General features: G+C 71.0%; 22 protein-coding genes and 1 tRNA gene. 1 reads left to right on the top strand and 22 read right to left on the bottom strand.

What is annotated here, in order from left to right; translation table 11 throughout:
• Positions 1 to 18: 18 nt before the first annotated feature.
• The 22 genes from BN3560_RS08570 to cpaB (BN3560_RS08460) all read right to left on the bottom strand — a co-directional run bounded on the left by BN3560_RS08570 (position 19) and on the right by cpaB (BN3560_RS08460) (position 20,620).
• Complete coding sequence (locus BN3560_RS08570; RefSeq protein ID WP_157780562.1) at positions 19 to 2,181, bottom strand: RICIN domain-containing protein; 2,163 nt, start codon at positions 2,179 to 2,181, stop codon at positions 19 to 21.
• Positions 2,182 to 2,195: 14 nt separating this feature from the next.
• On the bottom strand, positions 2,196 to 3,305 hold the full coding sequence (locus tag BN3560_RS08565) for a type II secretion system F family protein (RefSeq protein ID WP_227115108.1): 1,110 nt from the start codon (positions 3,303 to 3,305) through the stop codon (positions 2,196 to 2,198).
• A 36-nt stretch (positions 3,306 to 3,341) separates the two neighbouring features.
• On the bottom strand, positions 3,342 to 4,277 hold the full coding sequence (locus tag BN3560_RS08560; protein ID WP_096227733.1) for a type II secretion system F family protein: 936 nt from the start codon (positions 4,275 to 4,277) through the stop codon (positions 3,342 to 3,344).
• Between the two features lie 118 nt (positions 4,278 to 4,395).
• Positions 4,396 to 5,715, bottom strand: coding sequence for a CpaF family protein (locus tag BN3560_RS08555; protein ID WP_096227732.1), 1,320 nt, complete (start codon positions 5,713 to 5,715; stop codon positions 4,396 to 4,398).
• Positions 5,708 to 6,634, bottom strand: a complete 927-nt coding sequence (gene cpaB / locus BN3560_RS08550; RefSeq protein ID WP_157780561.1) for a Flp pilus assembly protein CpaB — start codon at positions 6,632 to 6,634, stop codon at positions 5,708 to 5,710. The genes BN3560_RS08555 and cpaB (BN3560_RS08550) overlap by 8 nt, the downstream gene beginning before the upstream one ends.
• 2 nt (positions 6,635 to 6,636) lie before the next feature.
• Positions 6,637 to 7,317: a hypothetical protein gene (locus tag BN3560_RS08545; RefSeq protein WP_227115110.1), complete on the bottom strand. Its 681-nt coding sequence runs from the start codon at positions 7,315 to 7,317 to the stop codon at positions 6,637 to 6,639.
• Positions 7,314 to 7,799, bottom strand: coding sequence for a hypothetical protein (locus tag BN3560_RS08540; RefSeq protein WP_123649832.1), 486 nt, complete (start codon positions 7,797 to 7,799; stop codon positions 7,314 to 7,316). The genes BN3560_RS08545 and BN3560_RS08540 overlap by 4 nt, the downstream gene beginning before the upstream one ends.
• Positions 7,800 to 7,906: 107 nt before the next feature.
• Positions 7,907 to 8,425, bottom strand: coding sequence for a TadE/TadG family type IV pilus assembly protein (locus tag BN3560_RS08535; RefSeq protein ID WP_123649831.1), 519 nt, complete (start codon positions 8,423 to 8,425; stop codon positions 7,907 to 7,909).
• The gene (locus BN3560_RS08530; protein ID WP_154270831.1) at positions 8,412 to 8,645 is read right to left on the bottom strand and encodes a hypothetical protein; all 234 of its coding nucleotides are present in this window, start codon (positions 8,643 to 8,645) and stop codon (positions 8,412 to 8,414) included. Before BN3560_RS08530 ends, BN3560_RS08535 begins: the two co-directional genes overlap by 14 nt.
• A 64-nt stretch (positions 8,646 to 8,709) precedes the next feature.
• The gene (locus BN3560_RS08525; protein WP_096227728.1) at positions 8,710 to 9,606 is read right to left on the bottom strand and encodes a helicase associated domain-containing protein; all 897 of its coding nucleotides are present in this window, start codon (positions 9,604 to 9,606) and stop codon (positions 8,710 to 8,712) included.
• An 850-nt stretch (positions 9,607 to 10,456) separates the two neighbouring features.
• Positions 10,457 to 10,921 (bottom strand): DUF192 domain-containing protein, encoded by a 465-nt coding sequence (locus BN3560_RS08515; RefSeq protein ID WP_227115111.1) that lies wholly within the window; start codon positions 10,919 to 10,921, stop codon positions 10,457 to 10,459.
• Positions 10,922 to 10,923: 2 nt separating this feature from the next.
• A complete protein-coding gene (locus BN3560_RS08510; protein ID WP_096227726.1) occupies positions 10,924 to 11,355 on the bottom strand; it encodes a hypothetical protein in 432 nt (143 codons plus the stop codon).
• Between the two features lie 29 nt (positions 11,356 to 11,384).
• Complete coding sequence (locus BN3560_RS08505; RefSeq protein WP_227115112.1) at positions 11,385 to 11,825, bottom strand: TadE/TadG family type IV pilus assembly protein; 441 nt, start codon at positions 11,823 to 11,825, stop codon at positions 11,385 to 11,387.
• Complete coding sequence (locus BN3560_RS08500; protein ID WP_227115138.1) at positions 11,816 to 14,056, bottom strand: molybdenum cofactor biosynthesis enzyme; 2,241 nt, start codon at positions 14,054 to 14,056, stop codon at positions 11,816 to 11,818. Before BN3560_RS08500 ends, BN3560_RS08505 begins: the two co-directional genes overlap by 10 nt.
• Positions 14,053 to 14,628 carry a TadE/TadG family type IV pilus assembly protein gene (locus BN3560_RS08495; RefSeq protein ID WP_227115113.1) on the bottom strand — a complete coding sequence of 192 codons (576 nt, stop codon included), beginning with the start codon at positions 14,626 to 14,628 and terminating at the stop codon, positions 14,053 to 14,055. Before BN3560_RS08495 ends, BN3560_RS08500 begins: the two co-directional genes overlap by 4 nt.
• A 36-nt stretch (positions 14,629 to 14,664) precedes the next feature.
• Positions 14,665 to 14,892, bottom strand: a complete 228-nt coding sequence (locus BN3560_RS08490; protein ID WP_227153816.1) for a hypothetical protein — start codon at positions 14,890 to 14,892, stop codon at positions 14,665 to 14,667.
• Positions 14,889 to 15,134, bottom strand: a complete 246-nt coding sequence (locus BN3560_RS08485; RefSeq protein ID WP_227115115.1) for a hypothetical protein — start codon at positions 15,132 to 15,134, stop codon at positions 14,889 to 14,891. The genes BN3560_RS08490 and BN3560_RS08485 overlap by 4 nt, the downstream gene beginning before the upstream one ends.
• 75 nt (positions 15,135 to 15,209) lie before the next feature.
• A complete protein-coding gene (locus BN3560_RS08480) occupies positions 15,210 to 16,217 on the bottom strand; it encodes a type II secretion system F family protein (RefSeq protein ID WP_096227723.1) in 1,008 nt (335 codons plus the stop codon).
• Positions 16,214 to 17,194 carry a type II secretion system F family protein gene (locus BN3560_RS08475; protein ID WP_096227722.1) on the bottom strand — a complete coding sequence of 327 codons (981 nt, stop codon included), beginning with the start codon at positions 17,192 to 17,194 and terminating at the stop codon, positions 16,214 to 16,216. The genes BN3560_RS08480 and BN3560_RS08475 overlap by 4 nt, the downstream gene beginning before the upstream one ends.
• Positions 17,164 to 18,489, bottom strand: a complete 1,326-nt coding sequence (locus BN3560_RS08470) for a CpaF family protein (RefSeq protein ID WP_096227721.1) — start codon at positions 18,487 to 18,489, stop codon at positions 17,164 to 17,166. Before BN3560_RS08470 ends, BN3560_RS08475 begins: the two co-directional genes overlap by 31 nt.
• Positions 18,477 to 19,904, bottom strand: a complete 1,428-nt coding sequence (locus BN3560_RS08465; protein WP_096227720.1) for an AAA family ATPase — start codon at positions 19,902 to 19,904, stop codon at positions 18,477 to 18,479. The genes BN3560_RS08470 and BN3560_RS08465 overlap by 13 nt, the downstream gene beginning before the upstream one ends.
• Positions 19,901 to 20,620: a Flp pilus assembly protein CpaB gene (gene cpaB / locus BN3560_RS08460; RefSeq protein WP_096227719.1), complete on the bottom strand. Its 720-nt coding sequence runs from the start codon at positions 20,618 to 20,620 to the stop codon at positions 19,901 to 19,903. The genes BN3560_RS08465 and cpaB (BN3560_RS08460) overlap by 4 nt, the downstream gene beginning before the upstream one ends.
• A 410-nt stretch (positions 20,621 to 21,030) precedes the next feature.
• Here cpaB (BN3560_RS08460) and BN3560_RS08455 point away from each other — a divergent pair.
• Positions 21,031 to 21,105 (top strand) — tRNA-Val (locus BN3560_RS08455).
• Positions 21,106 to 21,185 lie beyond the last annotated feature (80 nt).

Raw genomic sequence — 21,185 nt, 5'->3', positions numbered from 1 at the left:
TCAAGAGCAAGGTTTATATCACGAGAGCGCGATGCCGTCGTAGGCAGGGGTGCGCCACAGGAGGTAGGCCGTGGTGTTGCAGGTGAGGCGGGCGCTGCGGAGCGGGAGGTCGGCCGCATCGGGGGCGGCGTAGGCGCCCAGGGCACACGATGCCTCGCGGACGCGGCCCATGTCCTCGTACCAGGCGCTCGCCCCGCGGGCGAAGGACACGCGGTCGCCGTAGTGAAGAGATGCCGGGGACGGCAGCAAGGCCGACGGGTCGGGCAGCGGATGCTCGCATGCCTCGTCGAGAAAGTACGCGCGTGGCGAGGCCAGCAGGCAGGAGCGGTCGGCCTGGGCGTACGTCAGCTCTACGCGATTGCGCGCGAACAGGTCGAGGTCGCCTTCGACCAGAGCGCCATCAACGAAGGCCTCGGTGCAGGACGCATCGCGGTACCAGCCGTCCACGCCGGCGCAACCGGGTTTCTCGGCAGCTTGCCAGGCGGCCTGCGGGGGCACGTAGGCGCTCCCGCGGTCGGGCTCTTCCACGAAGCATGGTTCCGGGTCGCCGTCCGCGAAGAAGCGCACGCGCACGCGGCGGGAGCGGACGTGCACCGACGCAGTTTCGACCTCGCCCTGATACGGCACGTTACCGTAGCGCGCGTACGCCCTCACCACGCAGGTGAGGTACGCGCCTTCGTCGCCCTCCGCCACTTCGTACGCCGGCTCCTGGCTCGGCTCCCTCACGGTCTCCGCACGCTCCCCCGGCGACGCGCCGCGGTACCAGGCGTAGCGGTAGAACATGCCCGCTGTTCCCGGGTAGTTGCGCGGCAGGCACGCGCGATCAGGATCGGAAGGTGCGAGCACCGCACCTGGCTCGGCCTCGCAGGCCTTGCGCGCCTCGCCAGCATCGTCGGTCTCGCTTGTGCTCTCGACCTTGCCGGTCTCGCCAGCACCCTCGTCCTCGCCGGAGCTATCGATGCCGGAAAGCACCAGCGCACCCGGATCCCGCTCGCGGAACAGCGGCTCTTCCAGAGCCCAGTGCTGGTTGGGGTTGCTCCAATCGCCGTAGCAGTTCCATTGGGCGACGTTCGTGCCGTTGCCCTGCCCTCCACCCGCCAGGTCAAGGGCGCAGCCGGAGCATTCGGGCACGATCATATGGTAGCCCGTGCCCAGGTCGTGCAGCCAGAACGACTGGTTCCATCCTCCCGTGCCGCTCCAGAGGTGCACGTTGTCGCCGTCGTTCCAGTCGTTGCTGGACACATCGGCAAAAAGCGGCGCCTCGCCCGTGTGCACGGGCACGAGGCATGTGCGGCCCTGGGCGCTCGTGAGCACGAGCCAGTGCTGGTTCGTGTAGTCCGACGCACTCCATGCCAGTATGTTGGTACCGTTGACAGTGCCGCCGCCGCTGGCATCGAGACGCAGGTGGGGAGCGGCTTCGGGACGCAAGGTGACGATTTTGCCCTGCCACGAACGATCGTCGACAAGCGGATGGTGCGGGATCAGCTGCGATGCCTCGGCCGTGGTGTTTATGCCGTTGGCGCTGTCGGGGGAGTCGCACCAGGCGCGCACCCCGGCCCACGACCACCAGTCCCAGACCTCCCGCCTTACGCGCAGGCGGTGCGTGGCATAGGGGCCTTGGAACCACGCGCTATCGTAGGTGGTATCGTAGAAGCCGCTCGTGGAGGACAGCCAGACCCCCGCCTCGTTGCGCACGAACGAGTCGACGTGAGTGTCGGGGTAGTCGGTAAACCACGTGGGCGACCAAGCGCCGCCGTTGGCGTAGTAGGATGTCACCGCTATCTCCACGAACAGCTCGGTCATGCGCCCGATGGTGGCATTGCTGCTCACCGCGAGCCACACCTTGCCGTTGCTGGAGTAGCCCCAGCCCCCGTCGTAGCCGAAGTGCGACCCGGGGTACGCCGTGCCGCCGGCATTCCCCCAGCTGCCGCCGCCCACGCCACCCCAGGCCAGGCGCGGCGCCAGCAGCAGCGTCAACGCCGCAGTGCCGCCCAGCCCCAAAAACGCGCGCCGCGAGATGCCGCGCCTCTGCGGCCTCCCACCCGGCGCCCCGCCGGGATGCACGGCGCCGGCGCCCGACGGTGCGGCACCAGCGTCGGCATCCGGACGCGCGGTGCCCGTTGCTGCGTCCCGCGGCCCGCCACCGCCAAAAGCCGCGCCGCTTCCCCGTTGCTCACCCATGGCAATCACCCTTCTCATTGCAGCGTATCGTTCAGGAACTTCAGCAGGTCGACCACCGTCGGCACGACGACGAGCGCGATGGTGGGCGGTAGGAAGCAGAACGACAGCACCACGTCCAGCTTCGTCGGCATCTTGCGGATGCGCTCGAGAGCCGCCGCCTGCGCCGTCTCGCGAGCAAGGGCCGCCTGCGACGACAGCCCCTCGGCAATGGACGAGCCCTGGCTCACCGCCTGGGCGAGCTGCGCGACGAACGCCGAGACTTCCCTGCTCGCGCACCGCGCGGCAAGATGGTCGAGCGCCTGCTCGCGGGAGTGCCCCAGCAGGTTCACCTCGCGGTCGACGGCCTCGAACTCGCCCGAAAGCGGCGGCCGGAGGTTCTGCGCCACCTCGCGGAAGCTCTGCTCGACCGGCGAGCCGGCCGCTATCGCGATGCCCAGCAGCTCCATGGCGTCGGGAAGCTGCGCCTCGATCGCCTGGCGCCGGCGGGCGGCGGCCTGCGCGATAGCAAGGCGCGGTGCCGTCCATCCGGCAACGGCGGCGGTGCCCACGACGGCGAGCGCCGCGATCGGAACCGCGCCTGCGGCCACCGCCCCGACGCCCGCCAACGCGCCGCATCCTGTCGCGGCCACGATGCGCAGCACGCGCCACGTCTCGGGCTCGATGCTCCACCCAGCCCGGGCTATCTCGGCACGGTATGCGTCGCCGTCGGCACGCGTCATGGGCAGCAAGCGCTCGACGCGCTTCGTGGCCGCCCCGAGGAAACGCCCCCGGGCGCCGCACGCGGCTGCGAGCGCGCGCCATGAGCCAGCGAGTCCATGGATGCGGACGCCCGAAAGCGAGCGCGATGCCTCCGCTTGCCGCCGTGCCGAACCCGACCTCGCAGCCGCCCGCCGTTGCGCCGTGCCCGACCGCTCGTCCGCCCCTAGGCGTGCGTTCCCCGTCCCCTCCCGTGCGCCCGGGTCTCCGCGCGCCGTTCGAGGCCGGTCGCCCACCGGCGCCTCGCCCATCTTCGCGCGCCCGGTGCGCTGTGGGGCAAACCTCCTTACCAGCACCTCGTAGACAGCGCATGCGGCACCGCCTCCCAGAACCAGCAGCACGATGGCCGCGATCCACGATCCTTCCATTGCTCCGCCCCTCTTTCCATCTGCCGTGCAGGCCGTTTACCTTCGATCGAGCGACGTGACGGCATGCGCCAGCGCCAGGCCGACCGCTTCCATAACCGACGCCGCGCCGAGCACGGCCCAGCCGAGCGGCTCGGTCGTGTAGAAACGCGCGAAATCGTCGTTCATCGCGTACATGATGAGGAAGATGGCGGGCATGGCTCCGGCGACGAACCACTTCGCCAGGCGCGTCCCCGCCACCTCCACCTTGAGCTCGCGCGCCGCTTTCAGACGGGCGTTCACGCGCGACGAGACCAGGGCGAGGGCGGCAGCGACGCTGCCGCCGCTGCCCTGGCGCATCCGTGCCGCCGAGGCGAGGGTCCTCACGTCCTCGCTCTGAGTGCGGTGCGCCATGCCTTCGAGCGCCTCGTGCAGGGGCATGCCGTAGGTTGCATCGGCCAGCACGCGCGCGATCTCGCCATGAAGGGGATCGTCCATATGCACGAGGGCGACGCGCAGCGCACGCTCCAGCGTGAGCGAACTGCGCAGGCTGGCCGCTATCTGCGGAAGCGCATGGGCAAGCTGGACGTCCAGCAGCTCGCTGCGCTTGCGACAACGCTGGCGCAAGCGCAGGTAGGCCAGCGCAGGCACGGCACCTGCCGCCACCGCCCCGAATGCGGCGACCCCGCTCGCCGCACCCGCGCACGCGCCCACCAGCACAGCCGTTCCGGCCGTGGCGGCAACCCCCTGCCGCGCTGTCAGCCCGATGCCTGCGGCGCAGAGCAACCTGCCAAGCGGCGTGTCGCGCTCCGGGCCGGAAGGCGCGCGCCGGATCGGAAGCTCGACTTGCGCCGAACGGCCGGGCAGTCTGCCCGAAGCCGCCGAGGCGGCCCAAGCCCGCTGCGCAAGCCGCTCCTCCCTCACGCAGCCGAGCGTTCTCGCCGCCAGTACGGCGCATAGCGCCATGATGGCGGTCGATGCAACTAAGTAGACCATCGCCTTCCTCCTCTTTCGACCTTGGGCGCAACCGCCCCGACACCAACTGCTCTCAGCGACCGGGCAGATCGGCGCCTTCGCTTGGACCACCCGCGGGCCTTCAGCAAGCAGAAGCCCCCTATTCCGCGAAAAACCACGCAGGGTCGAACCAGACGCCCGCCGCCCTCATCCGCTCCTTGATGTGCTGGGGCTGGATGCCGCATGCCCGCCAGGTGCCCACCACCCAGCCATCGTCATCCACTCCGGCCACGTCGTAGGCAAACAGCTCGGCGCGCGGGATGACCGCGCCGCCCTCGGGCAGCGGGTCGACTGCCACGATGCTCGTGATCCGTCGGTTCCCGTCCTGCAGCCGCTCGACGTGCACGATGAGCCCGCCCGAGAGCGACTCGGCTATCTGCTGCATGATCACCTCGCGGTTCAGGTCGCCGTCGGCGTAGCCCACCATGGTGCGCAGGCGGCTGATGGCGTTGCCGGGGTCGTTCGCATGCACCGTGGTCATGGAGCCGGGGTGGTCGGTCTGCATGGCCTGCAGCATGTCGTAGGCCTCTGCGCCCCGGCACTCGCCCACGATGATGCGGTCGGGGCGGCGCCTGAGCGCGATGGCCACCAGCTCGCGCATGCTCACCGCGCCCTCGCCTTCCACGTTCGCCTCGCGCGTCTGCATTCGCTCCGTGTGAGGCGTACGCAGGCGCAGCTCAGGTGTGTCCTCCAACGTGATGACGCGCTCGCCTGCGGGAATGAACTCCGATAGCGCATTCAGGAGCGTGGTCTTGCCCGAGCCGGTGCCTCCCGAGACAACGATGGGGCAGCGTGCCGCCACGGCCGAGCGGAGGAAGTCGGACATGGCGGGCGTGAGCGCGCCGGCACGCTCAAGGTCGCCCATGCCCATCAGGTCCTCCTTGAACATGCGCAGGTTGAGCGCCGGTCCGTCAGGGGCGAGCGGCGGCACGACGAACGTGGCGCGCGCCCGGCCGCCGGGCAGCATGGCGCATCCCATGGCGTGCGCCTCGTCGCAGCGGATGCCGGCCTGCTCGGCTATCTTGTCGATGATCCTCCGCACATGCCCGGCATCGTCGAAGGCGATGTCCGGCCGATACTCCAACAGACCTGCCCGCTCCACGTACACGATGGGAGGCAGGAACGGCAGCGATGGATCTGACAGGTCCACGCCGCCCCCGTTCACCATTACCTCCGTGATGGACCCGTCGTCGAGCAGCGGTTGGAGCGGTCCGTAGTACAGGAAGTCGTCGACGAGCGCCTGGGCGAGCGCCTGCGCCTCGCCAGGTTCCAGCTGCGCACCGTAGTCGAGCCTCAACTCGCCAACCGCCTCGACCACCAGCTGCTCCACCTGGGACGGGCTCGCGGTCAGGCCGCCGAGCCTTGCCGCCACCTCGTCGCGCACGGAGGCCTTGAGCGCGCGCTCGAGCGCCTTATCCATCGACGGCCTCCTCCGCAGCATGAGCCGTGGCCGCCTCCGGCGCTTCGCCGTCCCCCGCCCCGAAACCACCTGCAGGCCCGTCCCCCGTCTCGCCGGCCGCCGTAGGCTCCACGAGCGCCGGCATGAGCACGAGGCTCACCTTTCCCGCCCATTGCGCAGCGCGCACGGCATCTGCCTGCTCGGGCGTCACCTCCAGCGTCACGGACGCGTAGGCGCCGTCCCCGCCCACGCGGTCGCCGTCGAGCGAGACGATGCGCACGTCGTCGCAGATGGTGGACAGGAAGGCCTCCCCCGAAGCCGCGCCTTCCAGGGCGACCACCCTCACGCGGTCCGACGGACGCAGCTGGCCCGCCAGGCCCGACTCGGCATCTACGGCCACCGTCACGGCTTGCCGGCCTGCGGCGAGCGCCGCCGACAGGCGAGCGCCGTCCGCACGTCCGGACACCGCCGCCGGCGTGACCTGGGTGCCAGCGGGCAGGTCGGCCAGCGCGCGCTGGCCGACGGGCGAAGCGGAGCCCTCGAGGGCGTCGGCACCGAGCGCGGTCTGCACGCGCAGGCTGCGCGGCACCGAGCGCACCTCGAGCGACGAGGCCGCAAGCACGTCCCCCGCCCGTATGTCGGCGGCGGCCACCAGCGTGGGCTGCGCGTCCGCGCTCGCAGCCTCCACCATCGCTTGCGCGGACAGCGCCGCCCACGTGCCGTAAGCCGCCGCAACCAGCGCGACCGCCACCGAGGCTGCCGCTACGGCGGCCAAGCTCTTGACCCGCCGGGGATCCTGTGGGCTGTGCGGCGCCTGCGGCCGCTCGGGCCGAGTACGCGATCCGCCGACCGAGGCCGGCTGCCCTTCTGGCACCGCGGAGGCACCCGCACGGCTGGCATAGCCGGACGGTGCCCCCGCCTGCTCCCTTGCCCGTTGCATGATCATGGCTCCTTCCTCTCTGCAAGCCCGCCTGCCGCCGCAACGGCAGCACGAACTTCGCGGTCTAATTCAGCGGGTCCGTCATCCAACCGGTCGAAGCGCCCCCGCAACAGCGCCGTCGAGTCGGCGCCGGTGGCCAGTTCGAACACCTCGCCTCCCGACCCGTCGGGTCTCCAAACCACCGATCCGGCGAACGGCTCGGCCACCACCACCCGTTTCGACGCCACGGGCAGCGACTCGATGCCGAACCCGCGCGCGAACACCGTGGGCACCTGCTCCTGCAGCTGCACCGCCATGCCCCATACGCGGCGCGAATCCGGCAGCTCCTCCTTCGGAACCTCGAAGAACCACACGGTGACCGCCCCGAAGAACCCATCCGCGCGCAACGTTTCCGCAACCCGATGCGCAACCGCGAGCCCCGGGTCGTCGGCATTCTTCGCCATCAGCGCGAACGAGGCGTCGAAGCAGGCATCGCGCGCTGCGTCGACCGCGTTTTCCTGGCGAACCTTCGCCGCGCACGCGATGCCCTGGTCGACCGAGAACGCGAGCACGCCGAACAGGAGCAGCACCGCCGTCACCGCCAACGGCGCAATGGTGCCGCGCTCGTCCGGCATGCGGTGCAGGTGAAGGGCGTTGCGCGGCGGTCGGACGCGCAACGCCCTCTTGTCGACAGCACGGCTCATGCCCCTACCTCCACTTCCACGATCCTTCCCGCCATCAGCTCGCACACGACGTGCCGCGCGATCGCGCAGTGGGCCAACCCCGGGATCGCCGCCAGGGAAGGCAGCTCGTAGCGCACGTCGAACGACACGCTCACGGCGTCTGTGCGCTGCACCACTCCCGCGTCCGACCTGGCGCCCTCCTCGCCAGCTCCTCCGCTTGGCGCCATTGCAGCAAGGCGCGCGCCCTGCATCGTGGCAAGCTCCTCGGCCCGCACGTTCGAAACCGTCAGAAGATCGGGTCTTAGCTGCGTCGCCGCGCCCAGCACCTCGTCTGCCACGAACCGCTCGCGATCGGCGGCAAGGACGAGCCCGGCCGTGTCCATCTGTCGGCAGGCGCGCGTGAGATCGGCCGTCAAGCGGTTGACGGAGAGCATCATGGCGCCCGCCTGCACCGCCGCGAACACCACGAGCAGCACAAGCGACACGGCAACCACGGATTGCACGATCTCGCTCCCCCGCTCGGGTGCACCCCGCACCCGCAAGCCGCCTCTTGCCGGAGCGCCAGATCCCGCCCGCGCACCGCATCCCAGCCACCTGCCTTTCCCCGTCCTCATGCCGCCTCCCCCCGAGCCGTCTCGTCGACCGACCCGCACGCCCTGGCCGTGCACGAGAACACCGGACCGGACTCCTCCTGCGAGAGCAGGGAGCCGATTGGCGTCAGGTAGCGTGCTCGCACCGAGAGCTCGACCGCCACCGGGCACGTACGCGTACAAACGCTGCGGACGGCGAACGAGCCGTCCTCGTCGTCGTGCAGCCGGTAGGCGATCTCCCGCTCCACGGCGCCGCCCACCTCCGCAGCCACGGACAGCTCCAGCTCCGCGGCGCCCAGCGACGGCGCCGCCTCGAGAGCGGCCACCCGCAACCGGTCCGGAAAGGCCGTCGCCGAAGGGGTCGTCTCCACGAAACGGCATACGGCGTGGGCGGCCGTGCTCGCCTCGGCACCCAGGAACGCGACGCGCCCCAGGTCGATGGACGCGAACAGGATCGTGAGCAGCAGCGGCATGGCCGCCACGGCGACCACGACGCTGCCGCCCCGCTCGGATCGGAAAGAGCGCCTACTTGGCCGCACCGTTCGTCACCTTCGAGAACAGGTCGGTGATGTTCGTGCCTGCCGTGGTAATGGCCGTTTGGATGTTGCCCTGCAGCAGCATGAGCGCCGCCCCCAGGCCGACGGCGAAACCGAGCACGATCACCGTCTGCACGATCTCGGACCCGCCTCCCTCCTCTCCGCGCACGACGAGCGCCTTAAGCTTGCTGTGCTGGTAGGACCGATTCTTCTCCTGCTTCATGATGGAACTTCCCTTCTCTCACGTTTTCAAAGGTCCTTTCGGATCCCGTCTTCCCTTATCGCGCTCATGCCAACGTCACGCCGACCGCCGCGCCGCAAGCAAGCCAGGCCGAGAGAAACGGCGCCATGGGCATGCCGTCGCCCAGCTTGAGCCTGCCTGCCACGCATCCGGCCAGGGCCGCGAGGCCCGCGAGCACATAGCAGGCCGCGAACCCGCACAGGGCGCCGGCGCCCGTTGCCAAGGACAGCGCCCCCATGCAACGAACGTCGCCCCTGCCCACCGCCCCGCCAGGACAGCGTGCGCCCAACAGGCGGTTCGCGAGCGCCGAGCCCGCCGCCACGACAAGCGCAACCGCCAAGCCCGTTGCCGCACCCTCGGAACCGCAGGCGAGCAGCTGGAACGCCGTGCCCGCCACTGCCATCAACCCGCATGCCTCGAGCGGGATGGCCCGCGCTCGCAGGTCGCAGACTACGGCCGTGGCCATGGCTGCCGCGCAGATGCCCAGCATCGCGGCAGCGGGCGCGCTCGGGGCGATGGCCGCCGCGACGGCGAACGCTGCCCCAAGGGCCGCCGCGCAGAGCATGCGGGACCGGGGGCGGGGCTCGAACGAGTAGCGCCGGCCACGCTCGTCGGCGGTCCCCGCTGCTTCCAGGCCCCCAACCTTGAACCCGACCCCGGCGAGCGCCTTCAAGCGCTCCTCGGTGAGCGAGCCCGCCAAGCCAGCGGCAAACGCCTCGTCGCGCCATATGCCAACCGCCCCCTCGGCCCCCGGCGCCGCGCTGGACGGCTCGCTCCCGGGATGAGCGCGCTTGAACGCGCGGTAAGCTTCCAGCGACTCGTCCCACCAGGCGTCCGCCCGCTCGCGCACCCTGTGCAGCAGCACGTCGCTCGCCCAAGGGACGAGAAGCCAGCCGAACGCGCAGCCGAGCACGGACGCCGCGATGACGTACGGTGCGCTCATGGCCTTGCCCTTTCGCCAGTTGCCGGCACCGGAAGGCCGGCATGCCTTCCCCGCCTGGCGGCGAGGGCAGCGGGCGCAGGATCGTCTACCGTCACGTCTCCGCCGGGCAGGCGGCCACCCGCCTTCGGCGCATCACGCGGAACCGGCGCACGGGCGGCGGCCCCTTCCCCTTCGCGCAGAGGGCAGATGCTGACCACCAACGACAGGGGGCCGGTTCCCGCCTCCCCGCCTGGCGGGAGAGTTCCGTACGCCTCCGCCTGCCGGGCGCCTCCGCCCGTTGCGCCGGATGCGCGCGCAACGCCGCCCGGCAGCTCGAAGCGCACGATCCAGCCGGCATGGTCGAACGGCGTCGCGGGAAGACCAATGGCGGGCCTCGCGTGGAGCGCCGCGCCTTCGGGACGCTCCACATCACCCGCGGTAAAAGGACCGCCGGCTCTACAGGCGGCTCCCCCCGCATTCGACCGCGATGCCGGCGATAAGCCGGCAGGCGGCTCGCCCGCAATGCAAGCGCCGCCTCCCGCGGAGGGAACGCCGCCTGCAGCGGAGGGATCTCCCATGGCGGAAGCATCGTCCGACGGCATCGGGGGCTGCGTCCGGGGACCTGCCGGCTCGTGGGGTTGCGTCCGCGCGCTTGCCTGCACCTGGGAGCGCATCTGCGTATTCGCCTGCAACCGGTGCTGCGTCTGCGCGCTCGGGGGCACCGACGCGGCGCGCTGCGCGACATCGGCGGGCTCCCAGGCCGCATCCTCGGGCGCAGCCGCAACCCGACCGCCACCCTCGAACCGGTGCAGGCAGCCGTAGCAAACCTCGGCGTCTTCGAAGGTGCGCGCCCGACACACAGGACACGTCTTCATCTGGAAACCTCCCTTCTACCGGATATCACTACCTGGTCTCCTTTCGCGAACCACGGCGAATCGCACGAGGCGAAGCGCTCCACGACGGCCACGGCCTTGGCATTGCGCAGCCGGCGCAGCGGGCCGACCGAGCGATGGGCCTCCACGACCCTCCCCAGGCGATCCACGAACGCCACGTCGATGGCATGGCGCATGCCCACCGTGTGCACGTCGTTGCACGACACCAGCAGCAGCGCCTTGTCGCTCGGACCGCTGAGCAGCAGGCCCGCCGCCTTGCTCCGCGTGCGCGTAGCCAGCATGAGCGCCGTGCGCGCCTCGTTCCGATCCCCCTTGCCAGCATTCGGCGATACCGTTATACGGGCACGTCCGCGCGGGCCCTGCTCCGGCTGCGGTACGTCGCCCGCGGTGGCCCTTTCTCCCGGCACGCGGTGCCGCGCCCCGATTTTCGCTTCCTCAACCATGTCTATCCCTTCTCGTCGGCCGTCGCGCACTGCACGACGACGCTCGTCGTATCCCCTGCCCTCACGCACGAGACGTAAGCCCACCGGAACCGACCCGTCTCCTTCACGAACGACCCGCCCGCGCGGTCGCCGGAGGGCACTGCCTTCCACCCGCGTTCGTCCAGCAAGCTCCTCACCTCGTCGAACGCTCGCGCCGGATCCTTTTCCACCTCGTACCCAACCACCGATCCGCCAGCCCCTACCCGCAGGCCGGCGAAGCCTTCCGCAGGCACCACCTCTTGCGAGAAGCCCTCGGGGAGCCGAGGGGGCTCCCGCGATGCGGCCGCACCGTCCACCGCCAAGACGGCCGCCTCGCGCAGCACGCCCGGACGCACCGCCCTCCCCACAGCGTCCACGGCCAATACCGCGACCAGCAGCAGGGCAAGGGCCGCCACCGCCCGACGCCTGCGGCGTGCGGGCGCGCTCACAGCAGCATCCCCGGCTTGTACGGGTCCACCGTCAGGGACACCGCATGCTCCAGGCGAGGCAAGGCCACCCCGAGCACCGACGACTTCAGACCCAGGCCGAACAGCGTCGGCGAGAACTCGATCGTCGCGGTGAAGCGAGCATGGCCGTCGGCCGTGCCCTCCACCGCCACCCGGGTGCCCAGATAGGGGCGGTCGAACGCCTGCTCCACCGTCTGCGCAACCTGCGCGCAGCTCTGCTCGAGACCCTGCCCGTATGCCGGCGACGCCGCATGCAAGCGTACCGCCTCGCGAGCCACCCGGTCGAACGCCGCGCACTCCGAGAAGAAAAGAAGCGCGTTCACCGCTATCACCGCCACCGCCAAGAGCGCCGGGAACACCACGGCCAACTCCACCGTCATCTGCCCGCGCTCGCGGGCATCCGCCTGGGCTACTCCCATGTCTTCACCCCTGTAACCTGCGCGTACACCGAGCGCAGGGCGCTGGCCGCGCTGCTCGCGAACCCCGCTGCGGCGTCCTTCGCCGCCTGCGGCAGCGCGATGGTCACCGGGATGGCCGGACCTTCGTCGCCGAACAGCCTCACCGAGGCGATCTCTATGGTGCCGTCGAGTCCCGCGATCGCCTCCACGGCAGCCGCCTCCGCCGACGTGATGACCGACGAGAACAAATCGGTCGACGCCAGAGGATGCGCCACGGCCCGAGCCTTTACGGCAAGGAACCGTGCCGAGAACGACGAGCCGTCCGCCCCCGCCACGTGAGCCGAGCTCACGAGCACCGGCTTGAGCGCTTCGAGCTCCGCCGGCTCGAGGCCCAACGCCTCCGCAGCCGCCTTGAAGGCGCCTGCCGCCCACGTTCCCAACCCGCTCGCACTGGCGAACGGCAGCGCGCCCACAGCGTTCCCGACGGCCTCCTCCACGGCCTCCTGCCCTTCCAGGTAAGCCCCTAGCAGCCCCGACCAGCAATCGAGCACCACGCCGAGCGCGCCCACCGCCGCACCGCCCTCCTCCCGCAGGCCGTCGAGCAGCGACGAGACCACGCTGCGACCCTCGTCCGACGGCTCGGCGAGGAGCGTTGCGGCCGACACGGCGGCCCGCACGCCCAACGAGCCGGCTTCGTGCACATAGCCGCTCGCGAACCCGGTGGAGGCGGCGGCCGCAGCCGTGTTCGCCACGAAGGCCACCACGCCGAACCGACCGGGAGGGGCGGCGTCGATGCGCATCCCGCCCGCACGCTGAAGCACGTCCCGACAGCGTTCGAGCAGTCCGCCGGCCTTGCCTTTCACCTCGGCCGCGAGCGGATCCAGCTTCGCGCGCGCCTTCTGGTACCCGTCGGCAGCCTGGGCCACGGCCTCGTAGTGGTACTCGAAGCCGTTCTGGATGGACGTGGAGGCGGCGGCCACCTTCCCCATGCTCGCGGCGGTGAACCCGCAGGCGGGGCAGGGGGCGCTCCCGCCCGCCTCCATCTCGGCGATGGAGGCCGCACCCGCCGCGCCTCCCGCCTCGGGGCACCCGTGCCAGGCATGCACGACCAGGCTCCCGGACCCGTCGACCGTCGTCGGGTAGACCGCCTCCGTATACAGCGCCGTCCCGCGCATCTCGTCCGTGTTCTTCGGCAGGTGCGGGAAGCGCGCGTCGAACGAGTCAACGCTCTCGTGCACGTAGCCGCGCCCCACCTCGTCGGCCGCATAGGCGTAGAAGCGCTGGCGCAGGGCCGACCGGGCCCGCTCCTCCGTCGACGATCCCTCGGGGGCCTCCACGGCCAGGCGGCGCGCATAGTAGGCGCGGGCCCGGTCGAGGGCCACCGAGAACGACCAGGCATCGACGCTCGCATAGCGCGGGTTGTCCGCCCCGGCCATGCCGGCCAGCGTGCGGGCGCGCTCGCTCATGCAGTACGAAGGATCTTCGCCGCAATCGCGCAGGAATGCACGCTCTTTCCAGGCATTCGCCTCCCGGGCCGCCTCCTCGGCGTCCGCGGCAGCCTGGCGGATACCATCCGCCTCGCGCTCGGCATCGTCCACCAAGTCCCCCGCGCCCTCCGCAGCGCCCACGCCCAGCTCCTCACCGTCGGCCGGCACCAGCACGGCGAGCGCCACGTACGAGGCGCCCATCGGGCCTCCGTCATTCGCCGAAGCGGTCGAGGCAGCGTTGGCTGCCGCCAGGAAGGGCAGCGCCTTCTGCAGGCGGTTCAGCCCCGCAGACGCCTTCTCGGCGAACTCGTCGCGCGCCTCCACCACCTTGCGTGCGGCCTTGAGCAGCACCTCGGACGCGCCCGCCGTCGCAGGCGTGCACAGCGCGGCCACGCCCAAGCCGGCCGTCGCCGCCCCCGTGAGCGAGAGCGAGAGCACCACGGCGTCGCACACCCGCACGGCGATCATGAACTCGGCCACCTCGTTCTCGGCGGCGAGCGCCGCCGCATCCGCCACATTCTGCACATCGGCGGAGGCCGAGCTCACGCGGTACACCTGCGCCGACGTGAACACCAGCGCCAACGTGACGAGCAGCGCGCATGCAACCCCCGCCGTGGTGAACCCGGCCTCGTCGCGGAACAGGGCGAACGGCTCGCGTGCCCGCACGGCACGTCGTCGCAAGACAGCGCGCAACCAGCCCGGCACCGTGCCCCGGCGCCCCGGCAGGCATCCGTCCGCATCCTTCGCAAACAGCTTCCCGCTCATCGCAGCCACGCCCCGATCCATGCCGCAGGATCGCGCCCTGCCTCGGCCCCATCGACCCACGCAGGCTGCACGGGCAACGAAACCGTCGTCTCCAGATGCAGGTTGCCCGCTGCGTCGGTCATGCCGAGCAGCGTCGCGCCCACATCCAGCAGCGGCAGCGGGCGCACGTCGGTGCCCACGGACACGCTCACCATCTGAGACCCCTCGTCACCCGTCATCACGATGTCCCAACTGCAGCCCCCATGGTGCACGTGGAAGCAGTCATGAGGAGGCACTGCGCCCAAGCGATGACGCACGAACGCCTCGCAGCTGCCGTCCATATCGCCCAAAGCGGCGGTCTTGGTGGCGAGCAGCCGGCAGCCCTCCGCCGCCGCGCCCTGCATGACCATGCGGTCGTACAGCAGGATGCCCGGCTGCAACAGCAGAAGCAACGCCGTGAACAGCACCGGGATAAGCATCGCTGCCTCCACGGTAGCCTGCCCCCGCTCGCGGGCCGCGAAACCAGATGGCACGCTCCGTAGCCGTCGCACGCCCAGCGCCCCACAACCGAACCAGCGTCCTTGACCCGCCACGACTGCCTCCTTCCCTTTCCCCTCTTGATCAATCGCCTAGTACAGGAACACGTCCGCCACCGCTCCCGGGGCGGTGCCCTGCACGTGATGCGACGCCGCTATGAGCGCGTGCTCCACGAACAGCCCTCCCTCGAAGGAGCGCCAGAGCGCCCCGCATGCCACGATAACCGCGAGCAGCCCGGCTGTGACCAGCGCGAACTCCACCGTTCCCTGCCCTTGCTCATCGTCGGGCCCCATCTGGGGCCAAGCGCGATCGCCGCTCACAGCCCGTTGATGCCGCTGGCTATGGCATCCCACAGCTCCTGCAGCTTCGGGCGGAACACCGTGATAGCCAGGATGGCTATCACCACCAGCACGCCCACCAAAATGGCGTATTCGGTGGTACCCTGCCCTCTCGCCTGCACGAGTCTTGCCCGCCAGGCGGCCGCCCAGCGCAGGAGATCCACCCGAAACCGCTCGCTCCAGCGCTCCCACGCCACCCGTCCCGCTGCCATCCGCTTCTTCATCGAACGCTCCTCTCGTCTCACCAAGTCCATCCCCCAGTCGGCCTCCACAGCCGCCCCGCCGCTGCCGCGCTGCCATCAAACCCCATTCGCCAGCTCCAGCAGCACTGGGCCCAGCACCAGCAGCAGCATGGCCGGGAGGATGAGGGCGCCCGTGGGCATCATCATCTTCACCGGGGCCTTCGCCACCCGCTCCTCCAGGCGCGCGCGATGCTCGGCGCGCGCCTCCGCTGCAGCCGCCTCCAGGCTCCCGGCCAGCGAGGAGCCGAACCTAAGAGATCGCACCATGCTCTCCACCACGCGCGCGAGCTGCTCCGAGTCATACGTCGCGGCCAGATCGCGCAGCGCCTCATCGCGCGTCGTGAGCCCCAGCGACCAGCGGCGCCGGGCCGACGCGCAGGCCTTCGCAAACTGCGTGTCGAAGTGCGCGCCGTACAGCTCGAAGCTGCGGTCGAACGACAACCCGCTGCGCAGACCCAGGGCCGTCACCTCCAACATCTCCGAAAGGTGGCGCTCCACCTCCTGCGCACGCCGCCGCTCGGTATCGCGCACGGCCCAGCGTGGAGCCAGCGCACCCGACGCAAGCCCCACCGCGCCGAGAAGTGCCATGAGCTCGTTCGACAGCGCCGCCCCCGCCAGGCCACCGACGGCGGCGAGCCCCAGAGCCAGGCGCACACGACACTCGCGAAATCCTTCGGGGCTCACCCCGTCGGCAAGGCCCGCCTTGCGCGCATGCGCCGCGAACCAACCGGCGCCGCACGCGTCCGCCGGCGTCCCCGCACCGCCTGCCGCAGGTACCGCCGAGCCCGCAGCCTGCCGGCCGCTCCCACCCGGCTGTACCGGCAAGGCGAGCGGCCGCACTGCGCCAAATGCGAGCCGGCGGCTCAGATCCGCCGCATAGCGCACAACCGCCCCGGCGCACCCGCCTGACACCTCGCCGCCTGCTGCTTCGGCGTCCGCCTTGCCGAGCGCCGCCCGCCGCCGATCGGCCGCACGTCGGCGCCGCAGCGCCCCCTGCACCAGGCATGCGCCGGATACGCCGGCGAACGCGCAGGCGAGGGCCGCCAAACCCTCCGCCCCGCTCACGACGCCGCTCCGGCCGCCAGCACGCGCCGCACCATGCCCACGCCCGCCGCCTGCATGCCCAGCGCCAGGCCCAAGAGCGCCCAACCGGCCGGGCTGGCGAAGAACGGGGACAGGAAGTCCTCGCTCACCAGCGAGAACACAGCCACCAACGCGAACGGCATCACGCTCACCACCTGGGCCGACAACTTCGCCTGCGCCGTCTGGACCTTGAGCGAGCGCCGCAGCGCCAGCTCGCCCTCCACGGAGTCGCGCGCCGCATCGAGCACCTGCCTCATGCTGCCGCCCGTCTGGTGCTGCACGTCCAGAGCCACCGCGACGAACGCAAGCTCCGAGGCCCCGGAGCCTTGCCGCAGTCCCCCGAGCGCCTCCGTCGCGCTCCCGCCCGTGTCCAGCACATGGGCCCCATGCGCGAACAGGCTGCGCAGGGGCCCGTCCGCCTCGCTCGCTACCTGGGCCAGCGTCTGCTGCAGCGAGAGACCGGCATCGAAGCACGTTCCCATCGACCGCAGCACATCAGGCACGGCATCCCGCACGGAGTCGCCGCGCCGGTCGGCCGCCGCGCGCGCAAGCCCGACCGCCTCCGCCAACGCGCAGGCCACGATGGCAACCGCGCCCACCGCGCTCCCCGTAGCCGCGAAGGCCACGGCGCCCAGTACCACGCACGCTGCAACCATGCAGGAGAGCAGCGCCCGCTCGGTGGTGACGTAGCGGCGCTCGGCCAATAGCTGCACGGCCCCGCCCGCGAACCGCCGCACGCGGGCGCTCGCCAGCAGCCGCTCCGCAATCGGGCTCGCCACCGCGAAGCCGTTGCGGAGCCGCCACGCCAGCCTTCCGGCACGCGGCGCGTCGGCTCCGCATGCCATATCCGCCGCATCGCGGCGTCGCGGCACGGCCGAACGCACGCCCGAGGCCAGCAGCGCCGCCGACGCGAACGCCAGCCCCACGCTCAGGCCGCCAAGCAGCACGCGCGCATCCATGCGTCCACCTCCGCCCGCCCGGCGCATCCCCGCGACGGCAGGTCGGCTATCCATGCCGGCACGGCCGCCCACGTTCCGCGCGCCTCCGCTTCCCTGCGCTTGAACAGGGGGTCAACCACGCAGCGCCGCCGCTCGCGGTCGTAGGACAGCGTCACCACCTCGGCAATGCGCCGTGAGCCGTCCAACGCTCGCGCCGTTTGCACCACCAGGTCGATGGCGCTTGCGATGTTCGCCTCGATCACGTCCACGGGCAGGTCGGCCCCGTAGCGCACCATGGTGGTGAGGCGCGCCACCGACTCCCCCGGCGAGTTCGCGTGCAACGTGGTAAGAGAGCCGTCGTGCCCCGTGTTCATGGCCTGCAGCATGTCGAGGGCCTCGGCACCCCGGCACTCGCCCACCACGATGCGGTCGGGCCGCATGCGCAGCGCGTTCGTCACCAGGTCGCGGATCGTCACCTCGCCGCGCCCCTCCGCGTTGCGCGGACGCGCCTCCAGCCGCACCACGTGCGGGTGCTCCAGGAACCGCAGCTCGGCCGAGTCCTCTATCGTGATGATGCGCTCCTCGTGCGGGATGGCGCACGACAGCGCGTTAAGCAGCGTGGTCTTGCCCGACCCCGTGCCGCCCGACACCGCCACGCTCTTGCGGGCCCGCACCGCCCATGTCAAGAACGTGCGCATGGCCCCGTCGAACGACCCGAGCGCCTCCATGTCCGCAAGTGTCATCACGCGTCGTGCGAACTTCCTGATGGTGAGCACGGGGCCGTCCAGCGCAAGCGGCGGGATGACCGCATGCACCCGGTGGCCCTGCGGCAGGCGCGCGTTCACCATGGGCGACGACTCGTCTATCCGGCGGCCCAGCGGTCCCAGCACGCGGTCCACGAGCGCCCGCAGCTGATCTTCGTCGGCGAAGCGCTGCTCGCTGCGGTACAGCCGCCCGTCGCGCTCGAAGTACACGCTTCGCGGACCGTTCACCATGATCTCGGTGACGGTGTCGTCTGCGAGCAGCCCTTCCAGCGGGCCGAAGCCGAACACGGTGTCCAAGAGCTCGCCCTCCAGTCGCGCGCGTTGCGCGGCTGGCACATCGGCCCAGGCCAGGCTCTCGAACACGCGACGGCAGGCGCTGCGCACCTCGCTGCGCGCACGGCCGGGATTCTCTGCCTGCAGAGCCGCCACTTCGTCGGCGGACACGATCATCTGAACCTGCTCCTTCAGCGCGTCGAGGCCCAAAGCCCCCTCCGCCCCCTCGCGAGGGCACGCGCCGTTACCCGCACGCTCCACCCTTTCTAGCAGGGACATGGGGCACCCCTCCTTCCACTGCGGCGCCGGCTGCGGCCGAATCGGCGCTCCCGGCGTCCGCCGCTCGGCTCGGCCAGGGAGAGCGTGCGTCCCTCGCAGCCGGGCAGGATATCCACCAACACGTGCTCCAAGCTCGTGCACAGGTCGTTCTTCACCGCGATGAGGTCGAGCGGCTGACCGGCTCCCATAAGCTCCTCCACCTCGCTCCCGCCGTCGCGCAGCTCCACCGCCGGGACGCCGCGCAGCGCGCACGACACATCGATCGACGTGAGCGGCGCGCCCTTGGCGCAGCGGTTCGCCGCGAACAGGAACGGCCCCGTGGCAATACCGCAGCGGGAGCACAGCTCCAGCGCATGCCGGCAGGCGCGCAGCGACGAGGGCCGCTGGTCCACCAGGAACAGCGCCTTGGAGCAGCGTTCGAGCAGCAGCGCGTGCTCTTCCGCCCACGATGCGCCCGTGTTCGCCACCACCACGTCGAAGCGGCCCTGCAGCTCGTCCAGCAAACGCGGCGCCTCGCGCACCACCGCCTCGGCATCCTCCAACCGCTTCGGCGCGGCGAGCACCGCAGGCACCAGCCCATCGGGCGCAAGCCCCTCCAGCCGCGCGGGCGCCGACAGCGCCTCGTCCACGGCAAGCGCGTCGGGCACGCCCACCAGCTCGTGCGCATCACCGAAGCGCAGGTCGAAATCCAGCAGCAGCGTGCGGTATCCCAAGCCTTGGGCGAACAGCGCCGACAGCGCGGCCACCGTGCTCTTGCCCGCACCGCCGGAGCCGCTCACCACCGGCAGCACGAACGCCGGGCGCCCCGAAACCGCCGGCCGGGAAGCTGTCGCCGGGACCGGAGCGAACCGCACGGCCGAGCGCGGAGCACCGGAGTCCCGGCCTTCCGCAACCGGATCTCGGCCGAAGGCACCTCCCGAGGCGACTGCTCCGCCAAACGCGAGCGTGCCGCTTCCCTGGCCGTGCTCGCGCATCGCCCGCGCCGCATCGTCGCCCACCATACGGGCCTTGCCCGATGCTAGGCCGGGCTCCCTCGCGACTCCCTCAAGCGCATGCCGGCGCTTCGCCGCGGTATAGCGCTCGACGAACGCCTGGCGCGTGAGCGACGCGTCGATTCCGGCGGCCGTCGCCCGGCTCATGAACGAACCGGTTCCCTGGAAAGCCAGCAGGCACACGCGCAGGTCCGCCCGATCGCGTTTGAGCGCAGCCGCCAGGTTGATGGGCTCCACGTCGTCGCAGCCCGCAACCCACGCCTCGGCCACGCTGCGGTCCGTGCAAAGGAACCGCCGCGCCTCCTCGCCCGACGAGAACAGCCGCAGCCATTCCTGTCGCGCCAGGCTCTCGCCTGCCAGCCCGATAAGGTCGGGCCTTCGGATGCTCTCGGCATCCGCGCACAGCGCCACTGTCGGCATCATCGCGACCCCTCCCTCGAAGCATCCGAACCGACCGTCGAGCCAAGGGCCAGCCCGGCAGCCCCTCCGCCCCCCGCGGCGTCACCCGACGCCGGCAGCGCGAAGTACAGCTCCGCCTTCCGCGAAGCCGCGATGACCTCTTGCACCGATTCCGGCTCCACGGCCACCGTCACCCAGGTCACGTCGGCTGTCACCGCACCGTCGGCCCCGCCCGCACTCGTGGCCAGCACCAGCACGTCGCGCGCCACGGCCGTCGTCGACGTGTCGCCCGAAGCGTACAGGTCGGCCCGCGACCCCGGCGCCAGCGCGCCGCCCACGGCCTGCACCGTCTTCGCCGGCACGCTCAGCGCGGCGAAACCCGCTGGGACGTCGATCGAGGTCGACACCTCGCCGAACCGCTTGAGCGACAGCACCTCGCCCGCCAGGATGGACGACGTTGCCATGCGCCCCACCACATCGCCCGCGGCGCGAACGGCATCGGCGGGCAGCAGGTCGGCCACCCACAGCTTCGTCTCCACCGCCGCTGCGTCGAGCTTCTCGCCCGCGGCTACGTCGCGCCGCGCCACGCATACCTCCACCTGCTCGCCCCCGTACCGGGCAAGCGCTTCCGCACGGGCTGCATCTGCCTCGCCGCGCACGCTGGTCAGATAGGCGAGCACGCACGCCGCGCACAGCACGCCGCAGGCAATGCCCGCCACCGTCGTCTTCCTTCGTCTCATCGTCGCCTCCGCATCCGGGATTCCGTGCTCCCAGTATGCATCCGCAACCTTGCCCGGGAACCGTCAGGGCACTCCACGCGGAACCGCCCCGATCTTGCACGTTTCCAGCATCCCGACCGTCGGAACCATGCACGGATCCAACGTGGATCCAGCATGGGTCAAGCGGAAATCCAAAACCCCCGATGCCGAGGCGGGCGTACCGGGGACCGCGCGCGGAACACGGACGGTGGAAAACCTCCCCGCCAGCGCGATGCGCCCAAGGCGCCTGGCGCACCAACAGCCGTCGCGTATCGCAACAGCGCCTGCCGAATGGAAAATGAAAGAATGCTGCGCCGGCCCGCTGCATTGCGCGAACCAGCATTCTGTGGGAGAATGAATGACCCGCCGTCATCCGACGCGTTGCGGGACAAGGGCGATTGGCGCAGCGGGAGCGCAGGTGCTTTACACGCACAAGGTCAGCGGTTCGAATCCGTTATCGCCCACCAAAAGCAAAAGGGTCGCAAGCCAAAGCCTGCGACCCTTTCTCATCATCCCCCTGCGGGAAGACCCCTTCTATCTTCAACCG

This window comes from Gordonibacter urolithinfaciens, from assembly GCF_900199375.1.
Classification (GTDB): domain Bacteria; phylum Actinomycetota; class Coriobacteriia; order Coriobacteriales; family Eggerthellaceae; genus Gordonibacter; species Gordonibacter urolithinfaciens.
Note: the sequence above shows the minus strand (reverse complement) of the source record. Positions and strands in the feature narration are given on the sequence as shown.

Coding starts and splice junctions, on each gene's coding strand:
- BN3560_RS08570 (WP_157780562.1), bottom strand. CDS start 2,181: ATGGGTGAGCAACGGGGAAGCGGCGCGGCTTTTGGCGGTGGCGGGCCG.
- BN3560_RS08565 (WP_227115108.1), bottom strand. CDS start 3,305: ATGGAAGGATCGTGGATCGCGGCCATCGTGCTGCTGGTTCTGGGAGGC.
- BN3560_RS08560 (WP_096227733.1), bottom strand. CDS start 4,277: ATGGTCTACTTAGTTGCATCGACCGCCATCATGGCGCTATGCGCCGTA.
- BN3560_RS08555 (WP_096227732.1), bottom strand. CDS start 5,715: ATGGATAAGGCGCTCGAGCGCGCGCTCAAGGCCTCCGTGCGCGACGAG.
- cpaB (WP_157780561.1), bottom strand. CDS start 6,634: ATGCAACGGGCAAGGGAGCAGGCGGGGGCACCGTCCGGCTATGCCAGC.
- BN3560_RS08545 (WP_227115110.1), bottom strand. CDS start 7,317: ATGAGCCGTGCTGTCGACAAGAGGGCGTTGCGCGTCCGACCGCCGCGC.
- BN3560_RS08530 (WP_154270831.1), bottom strand. CDS start 8,645: ATGAAGCAGGAGAAGAATCGGTCCTACCAGCACAGCAAGCTTAAGGCG.
- BN3560_RS08525 (WP_096227728.1), bottom strand. CDS start 9,606: ATGAGCGCACCGTACGTCATCGCGGCGTCCGTGCTCGGCTGCGCGTTC.
- BN3560_RS08515 (WP_227115111.1), bottom strand. CDS start 10,921: ATGGTTGAGGAAGCGAAAATCGGGGCGCGGCACCGCGTGCCGGGAGAA.
- BN3560_RS08505 (WP_227115112.1), bottom strand. CDS start 11,825: ATGGGAGTAGCCCAGGCGGATGCCCGCGAGCGCGGGCAGATGACGGTG.
- BN3560_RS08500 (WP_227115138.1), bottom strand. CDS start 14,056: ATGAGCGGGAAGCTGTTTGCGAAGGATGCGGACGGATGCCTGCCGGGG.
- BN3560_RS08485 (WP_227115115.1), bottom strand. CDS start 15,134: ATGAAGAAGCGGATGGCAGCGGGACGGGTGGCGTGGGAGCGCTGGAGC.
- BN3560_RS08475 (WP_096227722.1), bottom strand. CDS start 17,194: ATGGATGCGCGCGTGCTGCTTGGCGGCCTGAGCGTGGGGCTGGCGTTC.
- BN3560_RS08470 (WP_096227721.1), bottom strand. CDS start 18,489: ATGTCCCTGCTAGAAAGGGTGGAGCGTGCGGGTAACGGCGCGTGCCCT.
- BN3560_RS08465 (WP_096227720.1), bottom strand. CDS start 19,904: ATGATGCCGACAGTGGCGCTGTGCGCGGATGCCGAGAGCATCCGAAGG.
- cpaB (WP_096227719.1), bottom strand. CDS start 20,620: ATGAGACGAAGGAAGACGACGGTGGCGGGCATTGCCTGCGGCGTGCTG.